29 protein-coding genes and 2 tRNA genes are annotated in these 23,498 nt (G+C 68.5%); 8 read left to right on the top strand and 23 right to left on the bottom strand.

All coding sequences use genetic code 11. The features are described 5' to 3' along the window. Positions 1-2: 2 nt before the first annotated feature. From BST10_RS02390 to BST10_RS02405, 4 genes are read right to left on the bottom strand one after another with little or no spacing between them, the layout of a single operon-like run. Positions 3-1,487 carry a flavin-containing monooxygenase gene (locus BST10_RS02390; protein ID WP_083036247.1) on the bottom strand — a complete coding sequence of 495 codons (1,485 nt, stop codon included), beginning with the start codon at positions 1,485-1,487 and terminating at the stop codon, positions 3-5. Between the two features lie 11 nt (positions 1,488-1,498). After that, the gene (locus BST10_RS02395) at positions 1,499-2,419 is read right to left on the bottom strand and encodes a reductase (protein WP_083036248.1); all 921 of its coding nucleotides are present in this window, start codon (positions 2,417-2,419) and stop codon (positions 1,499-1,501) included. A 29-nt stretch (positions 2,420-2,448) separates the two neighbouring features. After that, positions 2,449-3,306, bottom strand: a complete 858-nt coding sequence (locus tag BST10_RS02400) for an SDR family NAD(P)-dependent oxidoreductase (protein ID WP_109559380.1) — start codon at positions 3,304-3,306, stop codon at positions 2,449-2,451. Further along, complete coding sequence (locus BST10_RS02405) at positions 3,306-4,298, bottom strand: alpha/beta hydrolase (RefSeq protein WP_235673581.1); 993 nt, start codon at positions 4,296-4,298, stop codon at positions 3,306-3,308. Before BST10_RS02405 ends, BST10_RS02400 begins: the two co-directional genes overlap by 1 nt. Positions 4,299-4,639: 341 nt before the next feature. Here BST10_RS02405 and BST10_RS02410 point away from each other — a divergent pair, with 341 nt between their 5' ends. Further along, entirely contained in the window at positions 4,640-5,404 is a 765-nt protein-coding gene (locus tag BST10_RS02410) for a PE-PPE domain-containing protein (RefSeq protein WP_083036249.1), read from the top strand. 109 nt (positions 5,405-5,513) lie between these two features. Here BST10_RS02410 and BST10_RS23155 read toward each other — a convergent pair. From BST10_RS23155 to BST10_RS02425, 5 genes are all read right to left on the bottom strand, one after another. Continuing rightward, positions 5,514-5,620, bottom strand: a tRNA-OTHER gene (locus BST10_RS23155). Between the two features lie 80 nt (positions 5,621-5,700). Continuing rightward, on the bottom strand, positions 5,701-5,961 hold the full coding sequence (locus BST10_RS02415) for a hypothetical protein (RefSeq protein WP_083036250.1): 261 nt from the start codon (positions 5,959-5,961) through the stop codon (positions 5,701-5,703). Continuing rightward, complete coding sequence (locus tag BST10_RS23160; protein WP_163762314.1) at positions 5,951-6,121, bottom strand: hypothetical protein; 171 nt, start codon at positions 6,119-6,121, stop codon at positions 5,951-5,953. Before BST10_RS23160 ends, BST10_RS02415 begins: the two co-directional genes overlap by 11 nt. Next, positions 6,118-6,252 carry a hypothetical protein gene (locus BST10_RS24095; protein WP_264079706.1) on the bottom strand — a complete coding sequence of 45 codons (135 nt, stop codon included), beginning with the start codon at positions 6,250-6,252 and terminating at the stop codon, positions 6,118-6,120. Before BST10_RS24095 ends, BST10_RS23160 begins: the two co-directional genes overlap by 4 nt. 193 nt (positions 6,253-6,445) lie before the next feature. Beyond that, positions 6,446-6,835 carry a hypothetical protein gene (locus tag BST10_RS02425; protein WP_235673579.1) on the bottom strand — a complete coding sequence of 130 codons (390 nt, stop codon included), beginning with the start codon at positions 6,833-6,835 and terminating at the stop codon, positions 6,446-6,448. Positions 6,836-7,080: 245 nt separating this feature from the next. Between BST10_RS02425 and BST10_RS22895 the strand changes: the two genes are divergently transcribed. Further along, positions 7,081-7,362, top strand: a complete 282-nt coding sequence (locus tag BST10_RS22895; protein ID WP_133054398.1) for a hypothetical protein — start codon at positions 7,081-7,083, stop codon at positions 7,360-7,362. 749 nt (positions 7,363-8,111) lie between these two features. Here BST10_RS22895 and BST10_RS02435 read toward each other — a convergent pair. The 8 genes from BST10_RS02435 to BST10_RS02460 form a co-directional block, all read right to left on the bottom strand. Continuing rightward, positions 8,112-8,654, bottom strand: coding sequence for a hypothetical protein (locus tag BST10_RS02435; protein WP_083036253.1), 543 nt, complete (start codon positions 8,652-8,654; stop codon positions 8,112-8,114). Between the two features lie 31 nt (positions 8,655-8,685). After that, positions 8,686-9,018 (bottom strand): hypothetical protein, encoded by a 333-nt coding sequence (locus tag BST10_RS02440; RefSeq protein ID WP_083036254.1) that lies wholly within the window; start codon positions 9,016-9,018, stop codon positions 8,686-8,688. Between the two features lie 249 nt (positions 9,019-9,267). After that, entirely contained in the window at positions 9,268-9,615 is a 348-nt protein-coding gene (locus BST10_RS02445; RefSeq protein ID WP_083036255.1) for a hypothetical protein, read from the bottom strand. Between the two features lie 276 nt (positions 9,616-9,891). Further along, positions 9,892-12,282 carry a bifunctional DNA primase/polymerase gene (locus BST10_RS24100; RefSeq protein ID WP_163762313.1) on the bottom strand — a complete coding sequence of 797 codons (2,391 nt, stop codon included), beginning with the start codon at positions 12,280-12,282 and terminating at the stop codon, positions 9,892-9,894. 139 nt (positions 12,283-12,421) lie between these two features. After that, entirely contained in the window at positions 12,422-12,778 is a 357-nt protein-coding gene (locus BST10_RS22350) for a hypothetical protein (RefSeq protein ID WP_235673578.1), read from the bottom strand. Then, a complete protein-coding gene (locus tag BST10_RS23165; protein ID WP_163762312.1) occupies positions 12,775-12,948 on the bottom strand; it encodes a hypothetical protein in 174 nt (57 codons plus the stop codon). Before BST10_RS23165 ends, BST10_RS22350 begins: the two co-directional genes overlap by 4 nt. Continuing rightward, positions 12,945-13,298: a hypothetical protein gene (locus BST10_RS02455; protein WP_083036257.1), complete on the bottom strand. Its 354-nt coding sequence runs from the start codon at positions 13,296-13,298 to the stop codon at positions 12,945-12,947. The genes BST10_RS23165 and BST10_RS02455 overlap by 4 nt, the downstream gene beginning before the upstream one ends. Positions 13,299-13,345: 47 nt before the next feature. Then, a complete protein-coding gene (locus BST10_RS02460) occupies positions 13,346-13,552 on the bottom strand; it encodes a helix-turn-helix transcriptional regulator (RefSeq protein WP_083036258.1) in 207 nt (68 codons plus the stop codon). Positions 13,553-13,653: 101 nt separating this feature from the next. Between BST10_RS02460 and BST10_RS02465 the strand changes: the two genes are divergently transcribed. Both BST10_RS02465 and BST10_RS02470 read left to right on the top strand, forming a co-directional pair. Then, the gene (locus BST10_RS02465) at positions 13,654-14,238 is read left to right on the top strand and encodes a helix-turn-helix domain-containing protein (protein ID WP_083036259.1); all 585 of its coding nucleotides are present in this window, start codon (positions 13,654-13,656) and stop codon (positions 14,236-14,238) included. Beyond that, entirely contained in the window at positions 14,238-15,410 is a 1,173-nt protein-coding gene (locus tag BST10_RS02470; protein ID WP_083036260.1) for a site-specific integrase, read from the top strand. The genes BST10_RS02465 and BST10_RS02470 overlap by 1 nt, the downstream gene beginning before the upstream one ends. A 53-nt stretch (positions 15,411-15,463) precedes the next feature. Here BST10_RS02470 and BST10_RS02475 read toward each other — a convergent pair. Beyond that, positions 15,464-15,540 (bottom strand) — tRNA-Ile (locus tag BST10_RS02475). Between the two features lie 134 nt (positions 15,541-15,674). Then, positions 15,675-16,577, bottom strand: coding sequence for a sigma-70 family RNA polymerase sigma factor (locus BST10_RS02480; protein ID WP_083036261.1), 903 nt, complete (start codon positions 16,575-16,577; stop codon positions 15,675-15,677). A gap of 78 nt (positions 16,578-16,655) precedes the next feature. On the opposite strand from BST10_RS02480, the gene BST10_RS02485 reads away from it, so the two are divergent. Further along, the gene (locus tag BST10_RS02485) at positions 16,656-17,039 is read left to right on the top strand and encodes a DoxX family protein (protein WP_083036262.1); all 384 of its coding nucleotides are present in this window, start codon (positions 16,656-16,658) and stop codon (positions 17,037-17,039) included. Position 17,040: 1 nt separating this feature from the next. Here the strand turns inward: BST10_RS02485 and mddA are convergent, their stop codons facing one another. Beyond that, complete coding sequence (gene mddA, locus BST10_RS02490) at positions 17,041-17,784, bottom strand: methanethiol S-methyltransferase (protein WP_083036389.1); 744 nt, start codon at positions 17,782-17,784, stop codon at positions 17,041-17,043. 112 nt (positions 17,785-17,896) lie between these two features. Here mddA and BST10_RS02495 point away from each other — a divergent pair, with 112 nt between their 5' ends. Then, positions 17,897-18,760 carry an alpha/beta fold hydrolase gene (locus BST10_RS02495; protein ID WP_205277383.1) on the top strand — a complete coding sequence of 288 codons (864 nt, stop codon included), beginning with the start codon at positions 17,897-17,899 and terminating at the stop codon, positions 18,758-18,760. Between the two features lies 1 nt (position 18,761). Here the strand turns inward: BST10_RS02495 and BST10_RS02500 are convergent, their stop codons facing one another. Then, positions 18,762-19,580, bottom strand: a complete 819-nt coding sequence (locus BST10_RS02500; RefSeq protein ID WP_083036263.1) for a carboxymuconolactone decarboxylase family protein — start codon at positions 19,578-19,580, stop codon at positions 18,762-18,764. A gap of 39 nt (positions 19,581-19,619) precedes the next feature. Between BST10_RS02500 and BST10_RS02505 the strand changes: the two genes are divergently transcribed. Both BST10_RS02505 and BST10_RS24105 read left to right on the top strand, forming a co-directional pair. After that, positions 19,620-20,624, top strand: coding sequence for a zinc-binding dehydrogenase (locus BST10_RS02505; RefSeq protein ID WP_083036264.1), 1,005 nt, complete (start codon positions 19,620-19,622; stop codon positions 20,622-20,624). Between the two features lie 5 nt (positions 20,625-20,629). After that, positions 20,630-20,791 (top strand): PPW family C-terminal domain-containing PPE protein, encoded by a 162-nt coding sequence (locus tag BST10_RS24105; RefSeq protein WP_264079707.1) that lies wholly within the window; start codon positions 20,630-20,632, stop codon positions 20,789-20,791. A 26-nt stretch (positions 20,792-20,817) separates the two neighbouring features. Here the strand turns inward: BST10_RS24105 and BST10_RS02510 are convergent, their stop codons facing one another. After that, positions 20,818-21,978 (bottom strand): PPE family protein, encoded by a 1,161-nt coding sequence (locus tag BST10_RS02510; RefSeq protein WP_083036265.1) that lies wholly within the window; start codon positions 21,976-21,978, stop codon positions 20,818-20,820. A 25-nt stretch (positions 21,979-22,003) separates the two neighbouring features. Beyond that, positions 22,004-23,215 (bottom strand): PPE family protein, encoded by a 1,212-nt coding sequence (locus tag BST10_RS02515; protein ID WP_242665658.1) that lies wholly within the window; start codon positions 23,213-23,215, stop codon positions 22,004-22,006. Between the last annotated feature and the right edge of the window lie 283 nt (positions 23,216-23,498).

Below are 23,498 nucleotides of genomic sequence, written 5' to 3' on the forward strand. Positions count from 1 at the left end.
GCCTATGTGCTCAGAACCGGGTCGCGGCTGGTCTCCGCCACAGTGATCTTGAAGTCCTTCAAGTCAACCGTCTTCAGCTGGTTGACGTATTGGGTGGCAAAGCCCGGGAACATGGTGGCGTTGAAACCGTCCTCGGTCAGATACCAGCTCTGGCATCCGGAGTTCCAGGTGGTCGATTCCAGGCGCCGCTGAATGTCCTTGTTGTAGCGGGACTGCACCTCGGGCCGCACATCCAGCGATTTCCAGTCGAACTGCAGCAGTTTGGAGATCGCCCCGACGATGTAGTCGATCTGGGCTTCCATGTAGACCAGCGCTGAGTTGTGGCCGGGACCCGAGTTCGGACCGAAGGTGAAGAACAGGTTCGGATAACCCGATACCGCGACGCTGCGGTAGGCGTAGGCGCCGCGGCTCCATTCCGAAGCCAGATCGCGACCGTCCAGGCCGGTGACCGGGAATGGGGTCCCGGCCTTGGAAACATCGAAGCCGGTGGCGAATACGATGGCGTCGAATCGGTGCTCGATGCCCTCAACGGTGCGGATTCCCTTGGGCGACAAGCGGGCGATAGGCCAGGTCACCAAGGTGCAGTTGTCCGCCTGCAGTGCCGGGTAGTAGTCGCTGGTCATCAGCAGCCGCTTGCATCCGGCCGAGAAGTCCGGTGTCAGCTGGCGACGCATCCAGGGGTCCTTCACCTGCAGACGCAGATTTGCGGCGCTGATGGCTTCGACGAGCCGGGTCAGCGGGGTGTCCCATACCACCCCAAGGGCTACCGACTCGTGGCCCCAGTACCAGGCGGACCGCATCAGCTTCTCGGCCAGCGGCACGTGCCTGTAGAACTGCTTGAGTCGGTCACCGGTCGACGTGTTGAGCTTGGGCAGCACCCAGCCCGGCGTGCGTTGGAATACCTTCACCGACTCGGCGACCTTGACAAGTTCCGGGATGATCTGGACCCCGCTGGATCCGGTGCCGATGACGGCAACCTTCTTGCCGACGAAGTCGTAGTCGTGATCCCAACGGGCACTGTGGATCTTGTGGCCTTCGTAGGTCTCGATACCCGGGATGCTCGGGAAGCTGTGATTGGCCAGCGGCCCGGAGGCCACGATCACGGTCCGGGCCCGCAGCGGCTCCCGGCCGGCAAGACCGACGGTCCACTCCCCCGCGTCGGCGTCGTAGACGACACCGGTGACGTTGTGGCCGAACCGGATGTGAGGTGCAATTCCGGCGGATTCGACCATGCTGTCGATGTACCCGAGGATCTCCGCACTGCCCGAGTAGGTCTGCGACCACTCCGGGTTACGCGCGAAGCTGTAGGAGTACAGCCGCGACGGAATATCGCATTCGGCACCCGGATAGGTGTTGTCCCGCCACGTGCCCCCGACACGCGAATCGCGCTCGAGGATTACGAAATCGGTGATGCCTTGGGCCTTGAGGCGGATGGCGGCACCGACACCGGCGAACCCGGCGCCGATGATCGCTACGGAGATCGTCATGTCCTGCTCCCTCATGCGACCGGTTCGTAGGTCAGTTCCCGCGACCAACTCGGCTCGTGACGGACCAACGACGCCGGGATGACGCCGGTGACTTTCACCAGCGAATCAGCCAGCCAGTGGTACTTCGAGCTGCGGTCGATCACCTTCTTGCCGTGCCAGGAGATCAACCGGTACATCGGCACCCGGCGGGCAAATGCGCTTCGTTCACCGACGTTTTGGAACCGGCGCATCGCCTGGTAGAGGCGTTCCTCATTGACGCCCATCGCCACGATGTTGTCGCGCATCTTGTTCAGCAGCGGGAAGTAGCTCAACGTGCCGACCACCAGCGCCGGGTTCAGCCAGCTGCCGACGAGTTCGACAGCCAACTTGCGGATGCTCGCGTGGCCCAGGATGTCCATCACCTCGAAGTCGACCGCCAGATGACGCGACTCGTCGGAGTTGATCCGCTTGAACACCTCTTGGGCCACCGGGTCTTTGACCTCGTCGGTGATGAACTTGATCAGCGCGCCGTCGAGGGCTACTTCCAACATGGGGATGACGGTGCCCAGAATCGACAACGACATGCCGTCGGAGAACTTGTCGAGCCAGGTGATCACCAGCTGCACGTTGACGCTCGGCGGCGGGACTTCGTCGTCCTCCAGCATGCCCCACCGTCGCATCAGCGCGAGTTCGGCATTGGCGTGCTTCTGCTCCTCGGCGTGGAAGTGCTCGTAAATGCTCTTCAGTGTCGGGGTCGGCGCCTTCTTGGCCAGCGCCGCGAATCCGCGGGCACCAACGTTCTCGATCCACATCAGGTCGGTCATGAACGGTTTGAGCTTGGCCCACAGCTCGGGCTCGATCAGCTCGGCTCCCGGGGCATCCCAGTCGATGTCGACCAAGGCCCACTGCTTGTCCTTGATCTTCTGCAGCATGTCGTCCAGGTCCATCGCCATGATCGGCTGTATTCCTTTCGTGAGACGGTTCAGTTCTTGGGAAGGACGCGGCCGAGCAGGCCGGCGCCACGGGCATACAGCGCGGGGAAATGTCGCTTGAGGTGCCAGATGACGGTGGCGTCGAACTGTGGCACCACATACAGCCGCCCGCTGTCGTGCGCGTCCAGCGTGCGCGCCGCGACGCTGTCCGCGGACAATCCGGTCCAGCGGGCCAGCTGCTGGCTGAGGCTCATCGAGCCGGGAGTGATCCGGCCGTCGGTAAAGACGTTGGTCTTGACGAAGGTCGGGCACAACATGGTGACCGCGATGTCGGTCCCATCGAGTTCGGCGGCCAGCGTCTCCGACAGCGACATGACGCCGGCTTTGGACACGTTGTAGGCCGCCATCGAGGGCGCGGCAGCGAATCCTGCCGCCGATGCCACGTTGATGATCCCGCCGCGGCCGGCCTCGCGAAGGATCGGTGTGAAGATCTCACAGCCGTGGACCACCCCCCACAGGTTGATCCCGAGCGCCCACTCCCAGTCCTCGAAGCCGATGTCGCCGACCGGCTTTCCCCCGATGCCGACGCCGGCATTGTTGATCACCAGGGTCGGCGCACCGCCGAAGACCTCCAGGGCATGCCGGGCCAGCTGCTCGACTGCGGCACGGTCGGATACATCGCACTGCACCGCATGTCCGGTGCCGGTGGGAAGCTGCTCGATCAGTGCCACCGTCTCGGCCGCGCGGGCGGCGTCGATGTCGGCGCAGAGGACGTCGCCGCCGCGGCGGACCAGTTCCAGGGCGAAGGAACGTCCGATACCGCTGCCGGCACCGGTGACCACCGCCTTGGCCTTGACCGAGCGCCGGTCGGTCCGGAAGGCGTTGAGCACCGTGTCGATGCCGAAGATCACGACACCCCCTCGAGGGTGTCGGATCGCTCGTCGCCGTAGGCATCGGCGATGAAGGCCGCCGCCCGCCGCAGCGCCGATGCGGCTTCCGGCGCCAGCCGCGGCAGCGCTTGGAAGACGTGCACCATCCCCGGCCAGATCTCCAGGGTGCTGGTTGCGCCGGCCCGGCGCAGTTCGGCGTCCAGGTACCGTGCGTCAGCGCTGAGCATCTCGTATTCACCGACCTGAATGAGCATCGGCGGCAGCCGATCCGCCCGGGCGAAGTCGAGTCGGAGACGCGGGTCGGCCTGGTCATGTCCGCGCATGTAGAGGCTCACCATGCGGCGCGCGGCGCGAGCCGACATCGCCGGGTCGCGGCGCACCACTTCCTGCTGTAGGGCCAGACCCAGGCTCAGGTCGATCAATGGCGAGAACAGCACCACAGCGGCCGGCCGGAAATGCGGGTCATCGGCGTGCGCGAGCAACATGTCACAGGCCAGGTGACCGCCGGCGGAGTCCGCACCGACCACGATGTCGGATGCCGCATACCCCTGGGCCAACAGCCACCGGTAGCCGGTTTCGACATCGTCGGCCGCCGCCGGAAATCGGTGCTCGGGCGCCAGCCGGTAATCCACCACGAACATCGGTAGGCCGGTGGCCTGTGACCATCGCGCGACCAGCTTGCGGTGGGTCCGCGCCGAGCAGATCACGTAGGCACTGCCGTGCACGTAGTAGCCGGCGCGCTTGCCGAACTCCACGCCCGGTCCGAGCACCCACTCCCCGCGCAACCCGGGCCCGGTCACCGGCACGATCCGGGTGCCGCCGGGCATCGACCCGAACGCCGCCATGATGGTGGCGATCAACCTGCGTCCGAACCAGACACCGGGTCGATTCATCGGGATCGCGCTGGTGAGACATCCCAGCGTCCAGCGGGTGGCTGTGGCTGACAGCACGGCCCGCAGGGTCGCACGGGTGGGTATGGCGGGCAGCGCCGCGCCGTGGGGTTCCGTCACGGTCGAGATGACATCACTGATTGTGCCATTTGTCAATGGCACGATAGTGGCGGTCAAAACTCGATAGTCCTTTTCCATGGACGCTCGTAGGCTTATCTTCCGCTTATGTTCCAGAGGCCATTCACTTAGTACATCAGGAGACTCGGCATCGGCAATCGGTGGGCGATTATTTCGATTCCGGGGACTAAATTGACGCCACCGGCAATAATCCGTATGTCGGCAACCGGTGCCGCCACAGCAGGATTCACATCTACACCGGGGAGGTGTCGATCGATGTATTCACATGCCGAGCAGAACAGCCGGACGACATCATCTGGGCTCTTTGCGAAAAAGGGGGAGCTATGAAGCGACTGATAATCGGCGCCGCGCTGTGTGGCGCCGCGATGGCATTCGCCGCCACAGCCAACGCAGCCGACGAGAATAACTACGAATTCCTCTACGGCTCGAGCGACGCGTTGGTCCTGGGCCCGACCGGGATCCCGACACCGAGTGCCAACTACATCAGCAACGGGATCGACCTGTACTTGGAACCGCTGGGGTACCAGGGCACCGTTGCGTCGTCGGAGGCGCTGACGCTTCCCAACTCTTATGACTTCTTCGAGAGCGTCCCGGGCGGCGAAAAGATCCTCATCGACGCGATCCTCACCGACTACAACGCCGGCGCGATGGGCTGCGATGACGCAGGCGTGTGCACCGATCCGCTGACCATCTTCACCTACTCCCAAAGCAGCCTGGTGGCCGCCCACGCCCAAGATGACCTCGTCGAAGCGGGCGTGCCCACCGACGCGTTACGTTTCGTGATGCTCGGTGCCAACCCCGACGCCGTCCCCACCGGCTTCTACGAAACCCAAATATTCAACATCGACGGCGACATCTTCACGAACAACGTGTACGAAAGTTGGTGGGACCTGCTGTTCGGCGGGAACACAAGCTTTGAGGATGTGCTGATCGGGTTGGCCCTCCACAACTCCTACCTCGGCTTGACCGAAGCCCAAATCGACGCTGCCACATCGGTTACCGAGGGAATGACCACGATCAACGAGATTCCGACGCTCACCATCCCGGAGCTGTTCCAAGCGTTGCTGGCTTCGTTCTTCAACGTGTAACCGCGCAGCGGCAAGCAGGACGTCACAAGCCGGTGGCGCGACTGCAGAACCACGACGAGGATGACTGCGCCACTGTTCCTGGCGCGCCAGGAACAGTGGCGCTTTACGGTGGGGCGGGCGGGGCTCGAACCCGCGACCAACGGAATACCGGCCGAACCTACCCAAACGTTGCCAATTGATCACGTTATCCGTTGTGTTGCAACCGATCCCACCCGCAACGGTACGCACTGTATACGCGGCCGTTTCGGTCCTATCTCGAACATTTCCGGCGGATAAGCGGCAACCGGCCAGACCACCTAACCGACCGCTGCCCGGGCTAGAGCTTCATCGGCCCGGGCAGCGCGCATCGCGGCCACCAGCTCGGCCCATTGCTCAGGCGTCGGCATGGGCCGCGGCCAAACGTTCGACCATTCCACCAGCGCGCCGTGCAACTCCTGCCAGCGGCCACGCAACCGGCAACCCGGCAACGCCAGATACCGCCCGGCCTCGGTGGCAGCGGCATGGATCGCGGCGAGCGTGCACGGCGGCAACGGCCGCCCCTCCTCGTCAGTCCGCATGATCGAGCAACGTGGTCGGCCCGCCGAGGCGCACCAATGGCGGCCGCCGGCGCTCCCGCTCCAACTCGGCCACCCTGCCTTCCAGCGCGATCAGCCGAGCCGCCACCGCGGCGCCCAACTCCGCGGCCAGCTCGGCGGTGCCGTCGTCGCCGGCGTTCACAAGTCGCGGTAGTCGGCCAGGTCGGCCACCGGCGGCGACGGCCGCACAGCATGATCCGACAACTTCGACTCGCCCACCACCGCCGGGAACTGCCCACGCCCCGCGGCAACCTGCACCAACCACGTCGACATGCGACCACCAGCCCCCGGCGCCCTATGCGGCGGGCCACCGTTCGCCGACTCCCAAGCATCCAAGAAATTCGCCACCCGACCGTGAGACTCATCGACCCGCCCGCGATGCAACGCCACATCGAGGCACCGCACCGCCCGGAACCAATCACCCGGCGAGCTGTAATCCAACGACGGCCCCGCAGGCTGCACAAACCTACCCATGATTGCGTCTCCCCCCGGCGTGGCCGGCACCCCGAACAGCCGCCGGCCGCGACGTAGGCGCAACCGGCCCCGCCCCCGCCACCGTGCGCTCAAGGCCCCGGCGAACTCGGCCCCACATCAGCACCGACTCCTTCTCGGAGGCTCGAACCTCAGCCGACAACCTGACGAGGATCGCCGGATCAGGCTCAGGCCGTCCAGCCTCCCCGTCAAGGGCGCGCTGCAACAGCTCGATCCGCTGCGCCAACCGCACCGCGGTCTCCACCATCGCCGCCTCATCCGGCGAAAACGTGACGCGACCGCCCCCGATTTCGTCCAACAGCTCGGCGTACTCGGCCCTGGTGCGGGCCTCAACCGTGGGCGCCGCACCCTGCTTTCTGGCCATCACAGGCCCCTTTCTGTCGATTCGCGGGTTTCCCCATGGGGACTCGCCGAGCCGGGCTTACCGGCAGGCACTATGTCGGCCTCGCTGCCGCCCTCCCCCTGGTCGGGACCCTCCCCACCCTTCGGCGGGCGGACTCGCGGCCACACTCCGAGGTCGGCGGGCTGGGCGCCGGCACCGAGGGCCGAGCGTGGATGCTTCGGCCGCCGCGCTTCCTTCTCCGCAGCTCGTGCGGCTGCTGCTGCCCGTTGGCCTTCGGCGCGTTGCTGCGCTGTGCGTTCGCGGTGGCATTCTGGGCAGAGCAGTCTGTACCAGCGTTCGATTTCGTCGGCGCGGAGACCTGCTGGTGGAAGCTCGCCGCAGCGTCGTTGATACTCGGCAATTCCTGGTACGTGGTCGGCTTCGAGGGGCTGATCGACTCGGCCGCAGGCAGCGCAGAAGGCTGGCAGGATTTTGTGGGCGAGTCGGCGGTCGCGTCGGTAGGCGTTGCCGTACGGGTTTTCGCCGCCGTGGCGTCTGGTGTTCCATGATCTGCTCATCGCGGACCACGTTTCGGTGCGCGCGTGCCGGCCCATCGGCGGGTGCGACGGGCGAGCATCTGCAGCTCGAAGTCTCGGTGTTGCCATTCGTCGCGGTTGGTGCGTTGACGGTCGCGACGTGTGGGCGTCGCTGGCCGGGTGCCGGCCGGGCCGGTCGGGGTGGCCTCGGGGGGCCTCGGGTGTCCGGGTGCCCGGGTGGTCATCCGGCGCCCCCTCTCTCTCTGTGTCGGTGGGGATGTTGGCCTGCCCAGGTCGGCCCCTGTGCCGCCGCGGTGCGCTGTGAGTGGCCCAGCAACGTAGCCGGCGACCTCGGTGAAGAAACCCCGGCTCTGGTGGCCGAGTGGGCGTTGTTCCCCCACCGCCGGCCTCGAAGCGGCGGTGGGCGCCTTGGTGCGCCGGTCGGCGCCCCGGGGCAGGCGCCACCGGCCCTGAGTTCCTTAAGCTCGGGGCCGGTGGCAGGCCCCCGCCCGTGGGAGCGGGTCGGGGCCTCACGTTTGACCGCCCCCGGGTGCACGGCTGCAATCCGTGGTTGACACACCCGGGGGCGGGGTCTTGGTGGATGCGGCCGGCACTAGCGCGCCTGCCCACCCTGCCGGTTGGAGGACGCTGCGGAGCATCATCCCGGCGGGGTGGTGTCGTCGCTGGTGCCGACCGCACGTTGGGGTGGCACCGACCGCCCGGCGCCGGCGGGGGTGCGGATAGGAACGCGCCGCGGGCCGCTCGGGTGGTCGGTGCCACGATCATGCGCCGGCCTCAGCCGGCTCGGGAATGTCCAGTGGGCCACCAAGATGGGAGACGGCCCAAGACTGTAGGCGTTCGACGGCGGCGGCGTGGCTGGGGCCGGCCGCTTTGGTGGCGGCGTCATCGAACCGGCCGGCCTGCACCAAACCTTCGAGGGTGCCGTCGATCTGGTTGGCGGCGTCGGCGGCCTCGGCGTGCTGTCGGGCCAGCCGGGTCAGGTCGCGGGCGATGGTGTGGCGGGCTGCCCGGATCGCGTCACTGACAGCCCGGCCGGCTGCGCTGATGGCGGCGAAGTGCGCGGTGCGGCGGGCCTCAAAGGTGACTTCGGCGAGGGCGGCCGCGTCGATCGCCTTCTGGTCCTGCGCGATTGTCGCGTCGATCAGCGTGTGGGCGCTGGGCTGCCGTGGTGCTGCGGCTTCCAGCTTGGCGAGCTGGTCGACCTTGTTCTGCACGGCGGCCGGGATTTTCACGCCGAGGTCGGTGAGTTGACCAACGGAACGTTTGGCGCGGACGGCGCCAGCTGCATCGGAGTTGTATGTCATCGTTGTTTCTCCTATCGAATGGGGTTGCAGGTCAAAACGTTTCGCCGGTGTTGTCGTGGCCGGCGTAGGTGACTCCGGTGGACTCGATCGCCGCGGCCGCGGCGTCGGGGCTGTACTTCGGTGTGCCGCGACCCATCGAGGTGCTGCCGTAATCGGCCAGGGCGGCCCGGGCGGCTTCTTTGCGCTGCGCGGCGGCTTCGGGGTCACCGAGGGGCACCCCGGTTAGGAGCCGTTTCGCTGCGGCCCTGCGTATGTCGGGGTCCTCGTGGGCGATGGCTGCCTGGACGGCGGCACCGCCACCGCGGAGCAGGCCGCGTAGCGCTGCTGCTGCGGCCTGCTGTTTCGTCTGCTGGTCTGCTGCCACGATGTGTTCCCCTATCGGTGCTGTCGCCGCCCGCCGTGGTGGCGGGTGGCCCTATCTGTTCGGCTATTTCCCGGGGGTCGGGTGGCGGTGTTGGCGAGGCCGGAGAAATTCGACAACCCCGGCCCCGCCAGACTGGCCTCACTGGTCAGCCCGCATGTGCTGCGCCATCCAGTCTATCGTGTTCGGTTGTGCCGCAGCCACTTTCGTAGACTGGTCTACAGGCCTTGGGCGGGCCGGGTCGCGCGGCGGTCACTGCTGGGCCACCTTGGCGCCGGCCGCGGTGGTGAGGTCGGCGAACAGTCGGGCGCGGTCACAGCCGACCAGGACCACGGTGACCGTGCCCGAAACGATGCGGTTGTCGCCGATGCGGCTCTGCGCCCAGTTCAGTTCGGCAAGTTCGACGGGTTCGACTGGCCGCGTGAACTCGGGGAGCTTGCCGCGTCTGGCGATCCGGGTTAGGCGTTTCGCGTCACGGCGGCGCAGCCGGTCATGCTCGCCGAGGAACGGGCAGCCGGGTTCGTGTTCCATCACCCGGTGGGTGGGTGCGGCGTTGCAGTCCGGGCAGCGGGTCGGCATCGCGGTGGCGGTGTCAGTCATGGTGCACTCCTTCGCTGTTTGCTGTTAGCTAGGCCAAAAGGTAGGCCAGGTAGGCCAGGTAGGCCGGGGTTCCTGTGTTCGCCCCAAACGCTGAGCGATCACCCTCTGTATATAAAGGATATTTAGTTAGTTATACTTACTACAGCAGGTAGATACGTTTCTGCGTTTTCGCCGTCAGACGCAATCCTGTGGACAGACTCAGGAATGGGGGCGAGGGCGGGCCTACTGGCCTACCTTGGCCTACCTGGCCTACCTCGTTTTCGTGTTTGCTGACAGTCATTTTTTCAACCTCCACCGCTTCTCTACGCGCTCGATCCGCTCGGCTTCGCCCAGGGCATCGAGGACCCGCGGCAGGTGCGGTTTGTCCCTGCTGGACAGCTTCCGGTTCAGTTCGGTTGTGGTCAGCTCCCCCGTGTCGCCGAGGTAGCGCAGCACTTTCTCCGCGACCCGCTGGTGCGCAGCATCGGCGAGGGCCGCCCGGGTGGCGTCGGCCGCGAACTGCTGCCGGCCGCGGGTGTTGCCGACCTGTTCGGCGTCGGCGTGCCGGGCCTCGTTGAGTCCTTCGAGGACCCAGTCCCGGGTGGCCGCTGAGACGGTGGCGGCGATCCCGGACAGCCGCCAGTCGTCGGCGCTGATCCGGTCAGGCCGGCCGTCGAGTACCGCGATTGCGTAGGCCAGTTTCAGGCGGACGAACAGGGCGTGCCCGTCGAGGGCGGCAACTTCACCGCGCCCCCGGGCCTCGGCGGCGAGGAGCACCGCCTCTCGTGCCGCCTCGGGAATCTTGATGTGCTGGGGGTGGCCGGGCCGGTAGTGGCCGCCGGGGAACGCTCCGCGGCGTGGGGGCTGGGCTAGGGCGCGTTGTTCACTGTCCGCGTGGCTGATCGACACCCGCGGGTCGGCGGCTGGGAACCATGCGAACCGTTGCGGGGTGCCGCCGCCGGCATCATCGAACAGGGCGCCGGCCCGGGCGGGCTGCACGCCGACCGTGATGCAGGCCCGGTAGGTGCCGGCCTTGAGTACGTCCTCGGTGCGGCCCCGGTAGCCGAACGCGATCGTTCCCCCGGAGAACGCGGTGCGTATCACCGACTTCGATGTTGAGCCGGTGCGGTTGTTGAGGGCGGCGAGCTGGTCGATTTCGTCCACGTCGAATAGCACCGACTCCCGCCACTGCGGTGCGGGTGGTTCGCTGGTCGGGTCGGCGGGTTGCCGGTAGGCGTCGAGGAATCCTTCACCTGAGCCGAGACCGGCCTCCTTCGCGCCGAGTGGGCCGGTGAGGTTGGCGGCGACGTGCCCGCTAGCGGATTTGCCGCCCGACGAGCTGGCGGCCAGAGCGGCGATGAAGTTGAGGGACCCGCGGCCGATCAGGTCCGGGAGTTCGCAGTGCGGCGGTACATCGGCGAGGGTGCGTGCGGCGACATGCCCGAACACGCCCCACGGCGAGCACATGCGGGCCACCGCGGCGGCGTGGATGAGGCCGAGTGACTGCGGCCGGCAAGTCCAGAAATCGCCTTCGAGGGGTCGCACGTCGATGTTGCCGCCGATCCGCCCGGCCACCGGCGGGCCGCCCGCGTCGTGGGCGGTGTTGGTGTCGGCGGCGGGGTCGGCGTAGACGAAAGTGGTTGAGTCCGGGCCGATGGCGGTGCCGTTGTAGGGGCGGTCCTCCAAGGGCCGGCCGCCGTCCTGTTCGGCGAATCGGCGGGCGTCGGCGATGTCGGTGTTCATGGCGGTCTCTCCGTCGTCGGCGGCGTACCCGTTGCTGATGGCGGCGGCCCGGAGCTGGGCTTCAACTTGGTCCAGGTCGAGGCCGTAGTAGATGGCGGTCTGGAACGCGGACTTGCCCCACTTGATGAGCCGGTCGTGGCGCTGTCCGCGGCCGGTGGTGGCCAGCTTGGCGACGAGCGCGCTGATGGCGGCGACGGCGCGGGCCTGGTCCTGTCCACCGGCGGTGGTGATCGTGGGCGGCAGGCCGGCCGCCGGCCGCGGCGTGGTCGGCTTCCGGTAGTTGTCTAGGAACTCGATCAGCTTGGTGGGTGCGGCCGCCAGTGGCACCCCGGTGCCGGGGCCAAGGATTTCGGTGTACTCCCCGGTCCAGGTGTCTCCGGTGTCCTCGTTGCGGCCGTGCATGACGGAGCCGGGCATGAGCACGTAGTGCTTGCCGGGCTTCCGTAGATCAATGAGGGCGTAGCCGTCGATGCTGATCTTTCCGGGCCACCTGTCGCTGTCGGTGCCGTCCGGGATGGCCTGCCAGATGTGGAAACCGCCGGATGCGGTTCGGATCACCCACGACGGCAGGGCCAGCAGCCCGGCCTGGTACATGTGGTCGATGACTTGTTCGACGCGCTGCACGGCGGCGATGTGGTCGTCGGTGGTGCCGCGGCCCCATTTGCCGGCGGCCGGCAGGTCGAAGTCGAGTACGAGTCGGCCGGCGGTGACGGGTGCGCCAATGTTTCCGGCGCAGGCGAGCCCGTGTTGGTCGAATAGGGCGTGGATGCGTTCGGTTCCGGTCACGGCGTCGTGGAATCCGTGCCGGGTGGCCGGTGTCTTGCCGTTCGCCGCGACTGGGAACACCGGCACCGTGTAGGTGTCGCTGATCTGGTCTGCGCGTTCAGCGCCGTACCGGGCAGCATCAAGGTCGCTACCGGCGGCATCGGTTGGTAGGCTGGTCATTTGAGGGGTTCCTGTCCTCTTGTGGTTGGTTGAACCGCCCCGGCGTGGTGGCCGGGGCGGTTCGTCGTTTACGGCCAGACGGCGACGAGTAGGCCGGTGACGGCGGCCAGCAGGGCGGCGGCCGCGATTGCCATGTCGATCACTGGGCGCCACCGCCCGGGGCCGGGCACATGGCTTCCAGTGCCCGCCGGTAGAGCCACCCGCCAAGCGGGTTGGAAATATCGACGCGCACGTCGGCCGGCACCAGCCGGTCGCCGCAGCGCGCATAGCCACTGCCGAGGCCGCCGGCGTCGGGTGGTGCCGGCACCGGCCCGCACCGCTGGTTGCCGTCGCGGGCGCAGGCCCACACGGGGCAGTCGGCCTCGAAGCACGCCGGGGCCGGCGGCGGCGGTTCGGCGCCGGCCGGTGGTGCGGCGGTGAACCACAAGGCCGCGAATACGCCAGCCAGCAGGATCAGGAACCAGGCCGCGTGAGTGACGTACTGGCGGCGGTTCACTGGTCGGCCCCCTGCCCGTAGGTGTTGCGGACAGCGCCCGCGAGTCGCAACGCGATCCGCATGTCGGCGGCGCATCCGAGCGCGATGATGGCGGGACCGGCGCCACGGTCATTGGCCCGCCACAACGCGACAGCCTCAGTAATGCGGTCGAGCTGGTCGCTGATGGTCACCGGATCACCCCCAGCGCGCTGAGCACCTGGGCGGCCTCGACGTGGCCGCCGGCCTCGGCGGCGACCTCGCGGCCGATGGGGCCGGTGAATGTCCACGCGCAGCCCGAGCAGCTGGCGTGCAGCCGGCCGCCGGCCGCGGTGATGACCGCCTCGTGGCGGCGAGCGCGGCCGGCGGGGTGGCGGTCCATGCACGCGGCAAGCTCGGCGGCGTCGTCACGTTCGGCGGCGGCGAACACGGCGGTAGGGCCGTTCGGGCAGCCGCGGGTGTGGCCGCCGATGCCCTGGCAGCAGCGGTGCAGCGTGCTGTCGACCGGGCGGTCACCCCAGCCGGCGTCGGGGGTGCTGGTCATGGTGGTCTCCTGTCGTCTGTGGTGGTGGTCGGTGTGGCGTGGGCGGGCTACTCGGTGCCGCCGCCGGCCTGCTCGGCTTCCCATGCCTGCACGTCAGCGAGCCGGTAGCGGGCGTGCCGGCCAAACACGGTGTAGCGGGGGCCGATGCGGCGGTACGCCCACATAGCGATGGTGCGAACGGGCAACTTGAGCCGGTCGGCGACTTCCTGCCGGGTCAACCAAACGTCCCCGGCCGGGGCGGTTGTGGTGGTCATCTGATGCACTCCTAGTTTCCAATCGAGGCACGTTCTGCCTCGTATTGTCACAATAGCATCGCTGTCGTACATCGTGGCAACCGTCGTGCGATACTGCCTCAATGGACGGCAATTCCTCAGATTGGCCACGGTCGTTGTCGGCGCGGATCGGCGCCGCCATCCGGGCCGCCCGTGAACAGCAGCACGTCTCCGCGCTGCGACTCTCCGAACTCACCCGGGCACTTGGCGCACCCGTCCACCGCAACGCGCTCGCCAAGCTCGAAGCCGGCGAACGCGACATCACCCTGCCGGAACTGGTAGCGATCGCCGCAGCGCTCGGCACCGTGCCGACCGCCCTCGCTGTCCCGGTAATCGCCCCCGGCGTCGAAGTCCTACCCGGCGTAGACGCACCCGCCGCCACCCCGCCTGTGGAGGTCCTGCCCGGCCGGTCGATGCCGGCCGTTGCCGCACTCGGCTGGTTCACCGGGCGCGGTCCCGACAACCCCGCCGGCGTCACCCGCCACCCGACCGCCGTGTGGGAACTCGAACGCGCCCTGGAGCTGATCGACGCCGACCGTCGTCTTGCCGCCCACCGCGCCCTGTTCGCCAACGAGTCCGACCCGGCCGTGGTGGAGCAGCACCGCGGGCTGATCGACACCTTGCAGAATCGCCGCGACGAACTCGCTGCCGCCCTCGGCGGTGCGTGATGGCCGGCCGCCCGTCGCTGCGCATCGGCGAACACGGCCGCGTCAACCGACGCGAGCTGAAACCCGGCGTGTGGCAGGCCGATTGCCGCTGGCGCGGCCCGGACGGCCGCACCATCCGGGTGGTGAAACAGACGCCGGCCGGTGCTGCTGATCCGCGGGGCCGGGCCGCCGAGGACGCGCTCCTGGCCGAACTCGACCGGCGGGCCGCGGCGGGCGGCGCCAGCGGCACCGAGATAACCGGCAACACCCGGCTCGCCGCCCTGGTTGATCTGCACCTGGAACGGCTCGCCGACGACGGCCGCAGCCCGGCCACCCTGGCGACCTACCGCACCGCCGCCGACAAACTCGACCCGTTCGCCGGCGGGCTGCGAGTCGCCGAGGTCACCCCCCACCGGCTCGACGGCGCGCTCCGCACCATGCGGAAAGCCCACGGCCCGACCATGACCCGGCAGGCGTTGACCATCATCAAGGGCGCGCTACAGATCGCAGTCGCAGCCGGCGCCGCCCCCCGCAACGCTGCCCGCGATGTGCAGCTCGACCGCCCCGAACCGGCCCGCCGAGCGCCCGCGCTCACCGTCGAAGAACTCCGCGGCCTACTCGCCGCCATCACCGCTGACGAAGCGGCGCAACGACTGGACCTCGCCGACCCGATCGCCGTGCTGGCCGGCACCGGGCTACGCAAATCCGAACTGCTCGGGCTGCGCTGGCAGGACTTCGACCCGGACGGCCGCACGATCGCCGTAGCCGGCCGCGTCGTGCGCGCCACCGGCCACGGCCTACAGCGCCTCGACAACGCGAAAACCCGCGCCGGCGTCCGCGTGGTACCGGCGCCGAGGTTCGTCTGCGACACGCTCACCAAGCGCCGCCACCGGCCGTTCTACGGCGAGCAGACCGCGATCTTCCCCAGCACCGCCGGCGGGTGGCGGGACCCCGGCAACTTCGGCAAACAGTGGCGGGCCGTCCGTGACCAGCTCGGCGTGCCCGATGTGTCCAGCCACAGCTTCCGCCGGTCGGTGGCAACCCTGCTAGACGATGCCGGCTTCTCCCCCCGGGTCGGCGCCGACCAGCTCGGGCACTCGCGGCCGTCGATCACGATGGACGTTTACCAGCAGCGCGGCCGGGTCCACCGCGGTGTCGCCGACATGCTCGACAGCCACATTTCCGGCGAATAAGCGGCAACCGCAGCCACGCCCGGCTGCCGCTCGGGTGCGTATCCGCTGGTAGATGGTGGGGCGGGCGGGGCTCGAACCCGCGACCAACGGATTATGAGTCCGCGGCTCTAACCGACTGAGCTACCGCCCCCGGCACCAACTAGCTGCGGATGACCGTCCCGCAAGATCGTCGGTCGGCGTCGGCGCGAAGCCTCCGCACGACCAAGACATTAGCGCGCGGGATGACCGCCGACCACGCCCCGGTGCACCCCAACAGGCCGACGTTCACCTCCGTGGCGGCTGATGGGCGCTGGCGGGCGCTTGGGGATCCTGCGGCAGATCCATGCCGGCCAGCCGCGCCGGGTCCGCGATCGAGACGATGCCCACCAGGCGGCCGGCTCGCACGGTGCACGCCATCAAGCTCAGCGGCCGGCCTGTCGGACCCCAGGCCAGGATGCCTGGTTCGCCATTGACCAGCACGCGGCGAGCGGTGATCCGCGCCCCCTGGCCTCGGCGAACCGCTTCCACGATCGCGGAGGATCCCGCCATGACCGTCACCCCGCGCGACGTGTGTTGACGCCATGTGACGTCGGGGTCGAGCACCCGCAACAGGGCGTCGAAATCGCCTCCCTGCGCGGCCGCCAGGAAGGCGTCGACGACCTCTCGCTGCGCCCGCCGGTCCCCCGTCGGCTGCGGCACGTCCTGCACCTTGCGGCGCGCCCTGCTGGCGAGCATCTTGGCGGCGTCGGCCGATCGTCCGAGGAGCTGCCCGATCTCGGCGAACGGCACCGCGAACATGTCGTGCAGCACGAACGCAAGGCGCTCATCGGGACGCAGCGATCCCAGCACAACCAGCAGCGCCAGTCCGACCGACTCCGACAGCACCGCGGTGTCTTCGGGGGTCTCGGCGTCATCGGTCACCACGAGTTCCGGAAGATCCTGATCGATCGGGATCTCGGGCCGGGAAGCACGCGACCGAAGGGCGTCGATGCAGATGCGGCCGGTGACGGTCGTCAACCACCCCGGCAGGCGGTCGATTGCGTCGGCGTCCTGACGGGCGAGCCGCAGCCATGCCTCCTGCACGGCATCTTCGGCATCGGACCACGAGCCCAGAACCCGGTAGGCCAGGGCCCGCAGCCGAGGGCGATGCTGCTCGAAAATCTCGGCCAGCTGCGACTCGCTCGTCATCGGTTACCTCTCGTCGTACCGGTCCGTCATAGGTGATGACGAGCCTCACCCGACCGACGTAACCACGAAGGAGCAGCCATGAACACCACCCTGTGGATCATCGCCGGTGTCGCCGCCGCCGGGTATGCCATCGGCGGCGCGACCCTGTTGCTGATGCCGAAGGACAAGTACCGGTCGCTGGGCACCAACCAGCACTGGGTCGACGACTTCACCACCGGCCACCTCAAGGCCATCGGCACGATCAAGCTGGTCGCAGCGCTCGGCCTCGTCTTGCCGGCGGTCCTCGGCATGGCACCGCTGCTGGTGCCGATCGCCGCCTGCGGCCTGATGCTCTTCATGGCCGGGGCCGCTACGACGAGGTTCCGGCGCAGCGAGTGGGGATTCATGGCCGGCGACGCGATGTTTCTCGCCGTGTTCGCCTTCCTCGCTTGGGGGCGGTTCCTCCTGCAGCCGTTCGCCTGAACTACCGCGACGCGACGTCGCGCCTGGGGACCGGAACCAGCATCCGCACCCGGCGACGGTACTGCCGATACTCCTCACCGAGCATCCCCGACAGATCCCGTTCCTCCAGCTGCAGCGCGATCAGGATGTAGCCGGTGCTCGCCGCCGCGAACAGCAGGTGGCCGGCGGTCATGGTGGGCGCAGCCCAGAACGCGATCACGAACCCCAGCATCAGTGGGTGGCGCACCACCCGGTACAGCGCCGAGGCGCGGAACCCGACTGGGCGGTAGGGCTGTTCGCGCCACGCGAGGTAAACCTGTCGCAGCCCGAACAGGTCGAAGTGGCTGATCATGAACGTCGACGCCAGCGCGATAGCCCAACCGATCCAGAACAGCACCCACAGCGCGGTCCGCCCCACCGGCGACGCGACTTCCCAGATGATCGGCGGGACCGGACGCCACTGCCAAAAAAGCAGGGCCAGAACGAGATTCGACGCCAGAACGTAGGTGCTGCGTTCGATGTCCGGCGGTACCAGTCGCGTCCACCATCGCTTGAACGCCGGTCGCGCCATCACGCTGTGCTGCACGGCGAACAAGCCCAGCAGCAGCACGTCGACCACGATCGCTCGGCCGGTCGGCGCCGGCGGGCCGTGGTCCACGGTGCGCGGCACCACGAAGTCGCCGACGAAGCCGACGGCATAGAGGAAGACCGCCAGGAAGACCAGATAGTTGAGCACCGCGTAGGCCAGTGCGAGAAATCGGGCCATGGCGCCCTCCCAGCCGGTGAGTCCCCCATCGTAGTCCGGAAACAAGCAGCTCAACAAGGGTTTTTACTGGGCAAGTGAGCAGCGCCCATCGGCACCGGCTTACGATCCCACCATGACCGCGGAAACGTTCGTCACCCACACCCCCGGCGATGTCCGGATCATCGCCGACCGTCACGGTGACCCCGACGCACGCGCGGTGGTGTTCCTGCACGGCGGCGGGCAGACCCGGCGCTCGTGGGGCCGCGCAGCCGCCGCGGTGGCCCAGCGTGGCTGGCAGGCCATCACCGTCGACTTGCGTGGCCACGGCGAATCGGATTGGGCGAGCGAAGGCGACTACCGGCTGGTCAGCTTCGCCTCCGACGTTCACGAGGTGCTGCGCACGCTACCGCCGGATCCGGTGGTGGTCGGCGCCTCCCTGGGCGGGTTCACCGCGATGCTGCTGGCCGGCGAGCTGGCACCCGGCGCGGCCAGCGCGGTGGTGCTGGTCGACATCGTGCCCAACATGGATGCCTCCGGCGCCGAACGGATTCAGGCGTTCATGGCCGAGCGGATGGATTCGGGTTTCGACTCCCTCGACGAGGTCGCCGACGCGATCGCCGCCTACAACCCGCACCGGCCCCGCCCCGCCGACCTGGAGGGCCTCACCACCAACCTGCGCCGCCGGGGAGACCGCTGGTATTGGCACTGGGACCCGAAATTCGTCAGCGGCTCAGACGAATTCTCGCCGCTGGAGATCCACGACGTCGACCGGCTCAACGCCGCGGTGGGCAATATCCTCGACGACGGCGTGCCGATGCTGCTGGTGCGCGGCCAGCTCAGTGATCTGGTCAGCGCCGAGAGCGCCGAGCTGTTCCTGACCCGCTTCCCGCAGGTGGAGTTCATCGACGTGGCCGGTGCCGGGCACATGGTCGCCGGCGACCGCAACGACATCTTCGCCGACGCGGTGTTGGGCTTCCTCGCCCGTCACACCGACTAAGTCAGCTGAAGACGGTCTGGCCTTCCGCGTTGAGCAGGTAGGGCTCGGTTCCGTCTGCAACCCGCGGTGCATCGGCACCCAGCGACACCGCGATCTTGTTGCCGGCGTTGCGCATCACATCCAGCGTCAGCTCGATGATCTGGTCCTCGGTGAAGTGTCGGCGTACCCCGGCGGCGACGTCGGGATCGATGCGCGCCGGCGTCCAGATCAGCGCGTCGACGTAGCGCAGCGCCGCCTTCTGCGGCTCGCTCAGCATCCCGGAGGACTCGAAGCGTTCGATCTCGTCGTAGAGCGTCTCGGATCCGCCGGCGTCCAGGGCGGTCGTCTCCCGCAGCGACTTACACAACCGGCAATTGTGCTGGGCCGCACCGCGCAACCGGACCACCTCGGAGGTCACCGCGTCCAACGACCGCAGCCGGGCCACGGCGGGCATGAACCGGTTGAACAACGCCTCGCCCGGGTGGCTCGAGTGGTCCCACACGATCGTCTCCGGCCACGACACCGAAACACCCACCGCTGCCAGCCCGGCGCGCACCCGCGGAACGAAGTCGGCGATGTACATCTGCACCACGGCGTCGAAGGCCGCGTCCCCCAAAGCGTCTCGCAGCCGGTCACGCTGGTCTTCGGTGATCACCGAAACATCGACGCTGAACTGTTCGGCGAACTCGACAACCGCCGGATCGGCGCCGAGCCGGTCACCGTCCACCTCGGCCGGCAGCGGCGGCAGGCCCAGCGTGCGGGCGCACACCGCCCGCACCGCTGCGCCGACGGCACCGCCCGACAACGCCACCAACGCGTTCAGCTCAGCGAGAACGTCCATGGCAAGGATTATGGACCCAACGGCAATAGGCTGAAACCCATGCGCGTCGTCGTCATCACCAAACACGGGCCTCCCTCGGTGCTGCAGGTGCAGGACCGCCCCGACCCGCTGCCCCCGGCGAGCGGCCAGGTCCGTATCGCGGTACGTGCGGCGGGAGTGAACTTCGCCGACCACCTCGCCCGGGTCGGGCTGTATCCGGATGCACCGAAGGTACCCAGCGTGGTCGGCTACGAGGTGGCCGGGACCGTCGAAGCGGTCGGTGACGGCGTGGATCCGGCACGCCTCGGCCAGCGGGTGCTGGCCGGCACCCGCTTCGGCGGGTACGCCGAGATCGTCAACGCCGACGCCGCCGACACCGTGGCGCTGCCACCGTCGATGAGCTTCGAACAGGGCGCTGCGGTACCGGTGAACTATGCGACGGCGTGGGCGGCGCTGCACGGCTACGGGTCACTGCAGGCCGGCGAACGCGTGCTGGTGCATGCGGCCGCCGGCGGCGTCGGTATCGCGGCGATCCAGCTGGCCAAGGCCGCCGGCGCCGTCGTGGACGGGACCTCGTCACCGGGTAAGCATGCTCAGCTCGAAGCACTGGGGATCGACCGCGCCATCGACTATCGACGCGACGGCTGGTGGAAAGGGCTGCCGCCCTACGACATCGTGCTCGACGGGCTCGGCGGCACCTCGCTGCGGCGGTCGATGACGTTGTTGCGTCCCGGCGGACGGCTTGTCGCCTATGGCCTTTCGTCGCTGCAGCAGGGCGAGAAGCGATCGCTGCGCCGGGCGGCCCCACAGGCGCTGGCGATGCTGCGCGGCTTCAGCCTGCTCACTCAGATGGAGCAATCCAAGACCGTGATCGGCCTGAACATGCTGCGACTGTGGGACGACCGCGGCACGCTCGAACCCTGGATCGCACCGCTGTCGCAGGCGCTGGCCGACGGCACCGCGGCGCCCATCGTGCACGCGGCGGTGCCGTTTGCGAACGCCCCCGAGGCCCACCGCATCCTGGCCGCGCGGGAGAACGTCGGCAAGGTGGTGCTGGTGCCCTGAACCGATTGCACGACGGCGGCGCTCACAACAACGACACCGCCACCAGCACAGCGGGTTTGACAACATTGAACGGTGACACGTTCGCGAGCGGCCCGACCATGCCGATGATGCCGGCCAGCTGGTCCCGGGACGCAGAACAGCTATCCGACACTCCGAATGAAAGCTGAGCATCGGTGGTCGGCGGCGGCAGTGGTTATCCGGCCGCAGGCGGCCGGGGCATCCGAAAACGCCGATCCCGCATGCGGTACATCAGGGTGCCGTCGCTGCGGGGCGCCTGACGGGCCATCGGTCCCATCACCGGTGGCATCGCGGCGTGGCCCACCGAGTTGGCGGCCGCCACGGGTGGCGTACGGACGGTCGCCGGTCGTGGCGATCGAGCAGCCGGATCGGCGGCAGCGGATGTCTGCGCTGCGGTCAACCAGTTTTGCGGCACCGATAGCTTTCCCACCGGCGCCGCTTTGCCTACCCCCGCCAGCACGCCGGCCGGGGCACCCGGCGAGACGGTTGGGTGCGCATCGGCCAAGACGGCCGCAGGAAGCAGCTCGGCGTCCACGGCCGCCTCTGCTTGGGTGTTGAGAATCGCCATCCCGAAGATTCCCAGCGAGCCGGTGGTGAACACCACCTGTTGAGCTACGCCCAGGACCCCTAATGGGGGGCCCAGGCCGGCAAACACGCTGACGACCGGCCACGACGACGCCTGGGCAGGTCCCGCCTGCGGGGCCAGCGCCGGTGCCGCGGTGAGGAGCTGTGACTGTTGCGGCGCACCGGCGACAACGTCGGCGGCAGCTCGCGCCACCGCGGCGTGCTGGGCGGATTGCCCGCCCGGGTTGCTCGTCTGCGGCGGCTGTTGAAACGGCGTCAGGGTGCCCGCCGCGCCCGAGGCTGCGGCGTAGCCGTACATCGCGGTGGCATCTTGGGCCCACATCTCGGCGTAGACGGCCTCGGTGGCTGCGATCGCCGGCACGTTCTGGCCGAAGAAATTCGTGGCCACCAGCATCGCCAATTGGGCCCGGTTGGCCGCTACCGCCGCGGGTGGCACGGTTGCGGTGAATGCCGTCTCGTAAGCGCCCACCACCGCCCGGATCTGGGCGGCGGTCCGTTCGGCCTGCGCCGCGGTCGCCGTGGCCCACGCCATGTAGTGGGCGGCGGCCGCCGCCATCGCGTCCGAGGCTGGACCCGACCAGTGCTGGCCCTGCAGCGTCGAGATCGTTGCGGAGTAACCGGTTGCCACCGACTCCAGTTGCGCGGCGATACCGTCCCAGGCCGCAGCCGCCGCCAGCATCGGCCCCGACCCCGGACCGGAATACATCCTGGTCGAGTTGATCTCGGGGGGCAGGACGCCGAAATCAAACATCAACTGCCCCGTCGCCGGGCATCAGCTATCCGCCGCAGGACGGACGGGGCATCTTGAAGCGGCTGGGCGCGACCCGCAGGGCTCCGGCGACCGTTTGACGCCCCGCCGCCCCGCCGGCCATCATTGCCGCCATCGGCCCCATACCCACCGCCGGAGAGGCGCCGGGGATGTCCGCCACCGCACCACCCTCCGACGTGTCCGCAAGCTCTGCGTCCGACAGCCACACCGGTTCTTTGGTGGCGGCGCCGACCGGGGTGGCATCCGCCCAGGCTGGCGGCACCGACAGCTGTCCCACTGGTGCCGCTTCGCCACCCATATGGGCAAGCACCGCAGGGCGATTGCCCGCGGCCCCCGCCTCGGCGACCGGTGCTGCTTCCTTCGCCAGGACCGGCGCCACAGCACTGGCCGCACCGATGCCGGCATTGCCGTGGGTGAGCATGTAGGCATTTCCGGCCAGCGAGAAGGAGCCGACCGCCGAGATGGTCCGGGCAGTCTGCATGCCGAATGATGCCGGCCCCAGCAGGATGTTCATCGCCTCGATGCCCGCCAGCGGCAACAACGGATCGGCTTGGGCGGGCAGCGCTGAGGCTGCCCCGGTGGAGAGGCCGCCGAGTTGCTGCGGCAACCCCGCAAGCAGCTGCGACAAAAAATTCTGCGAGTTCGACACACCGGTGGCGCCCGCGGAACCGGCGACCGCGGCGGCCTGGGCGGCGCCACCGGCTGGGCTGGTGGTCGGCGGCGGCGGCTGAAACGCCGGCAGCTGCGTCGCCGTCGACGCCGAGGCCGCATAGCCGTACATCCCCAGGCTGTCCTGGGCCCACATGTCGGCGTACTCGAACTCGGTGGCCGCGATCGCCGGGGTGTTCTGCCCCAAGATGTTGGTCGCGGCCAGGCCCGCCAGCCGCGTCCGGTTCGCCGTCACCAGCGCCGGCGGCACGATCGCTAGACGGGCGTTCTCATAGGCGGCCGCCGCCGCGCGGGCCTGACCGGCGGCGCGTTCGACCTGCCCCGCCGTTGCCGCCGCCCACTCGGCATACCGTGTCGCCGCAGCCGCCATCGCCGCCGACGCCCGGCCGGTCCAACTTTCGCCCTGCAGGTCCGCGATCACCGAGAAGTAGCCGGCAGCAAATGTATTCAGTTGCGCCGCAAGAGCATCGTACGACGCCGCAGCAGCCAACAGTGGGCCCGAGCCGGGACCGGCATAGATCTTCGCCGAGGTGACCTCGGGCGGGGACATTCCAAAATCCAACACGTCACACAACCCCTCTAGTTGCCGCTCTATCGGCGACCAGCGGTGCCGGACTCACCCCGCGTTTGGAGTTCAGAGAGCTGAGCGACCAACGCTGGCTCTACCGGACCGGATCGTGTGGCGGCGTTGCCGCCGATCAGTTCGACGTCCCTTCTTCGAAAATGTCACCGGCCTGGAAGAAATCTCCTTCTACCTGCCACCAGCGTCCCTGGCGAACCGGCCGCCCGCTATCCGATATGACTCCCAATCACAGGGGGAGACGACCTGTATA

This window comes from Mycolicibacter algericus DSM 45454, assembly GCF_002086455.1.
Lineage (GTDB): Bacteria > Actinomycetota > Actinomycetes > Mycobacteriales > Mycobacteriaceae > Mycobacterium > Mycobacterium algericum.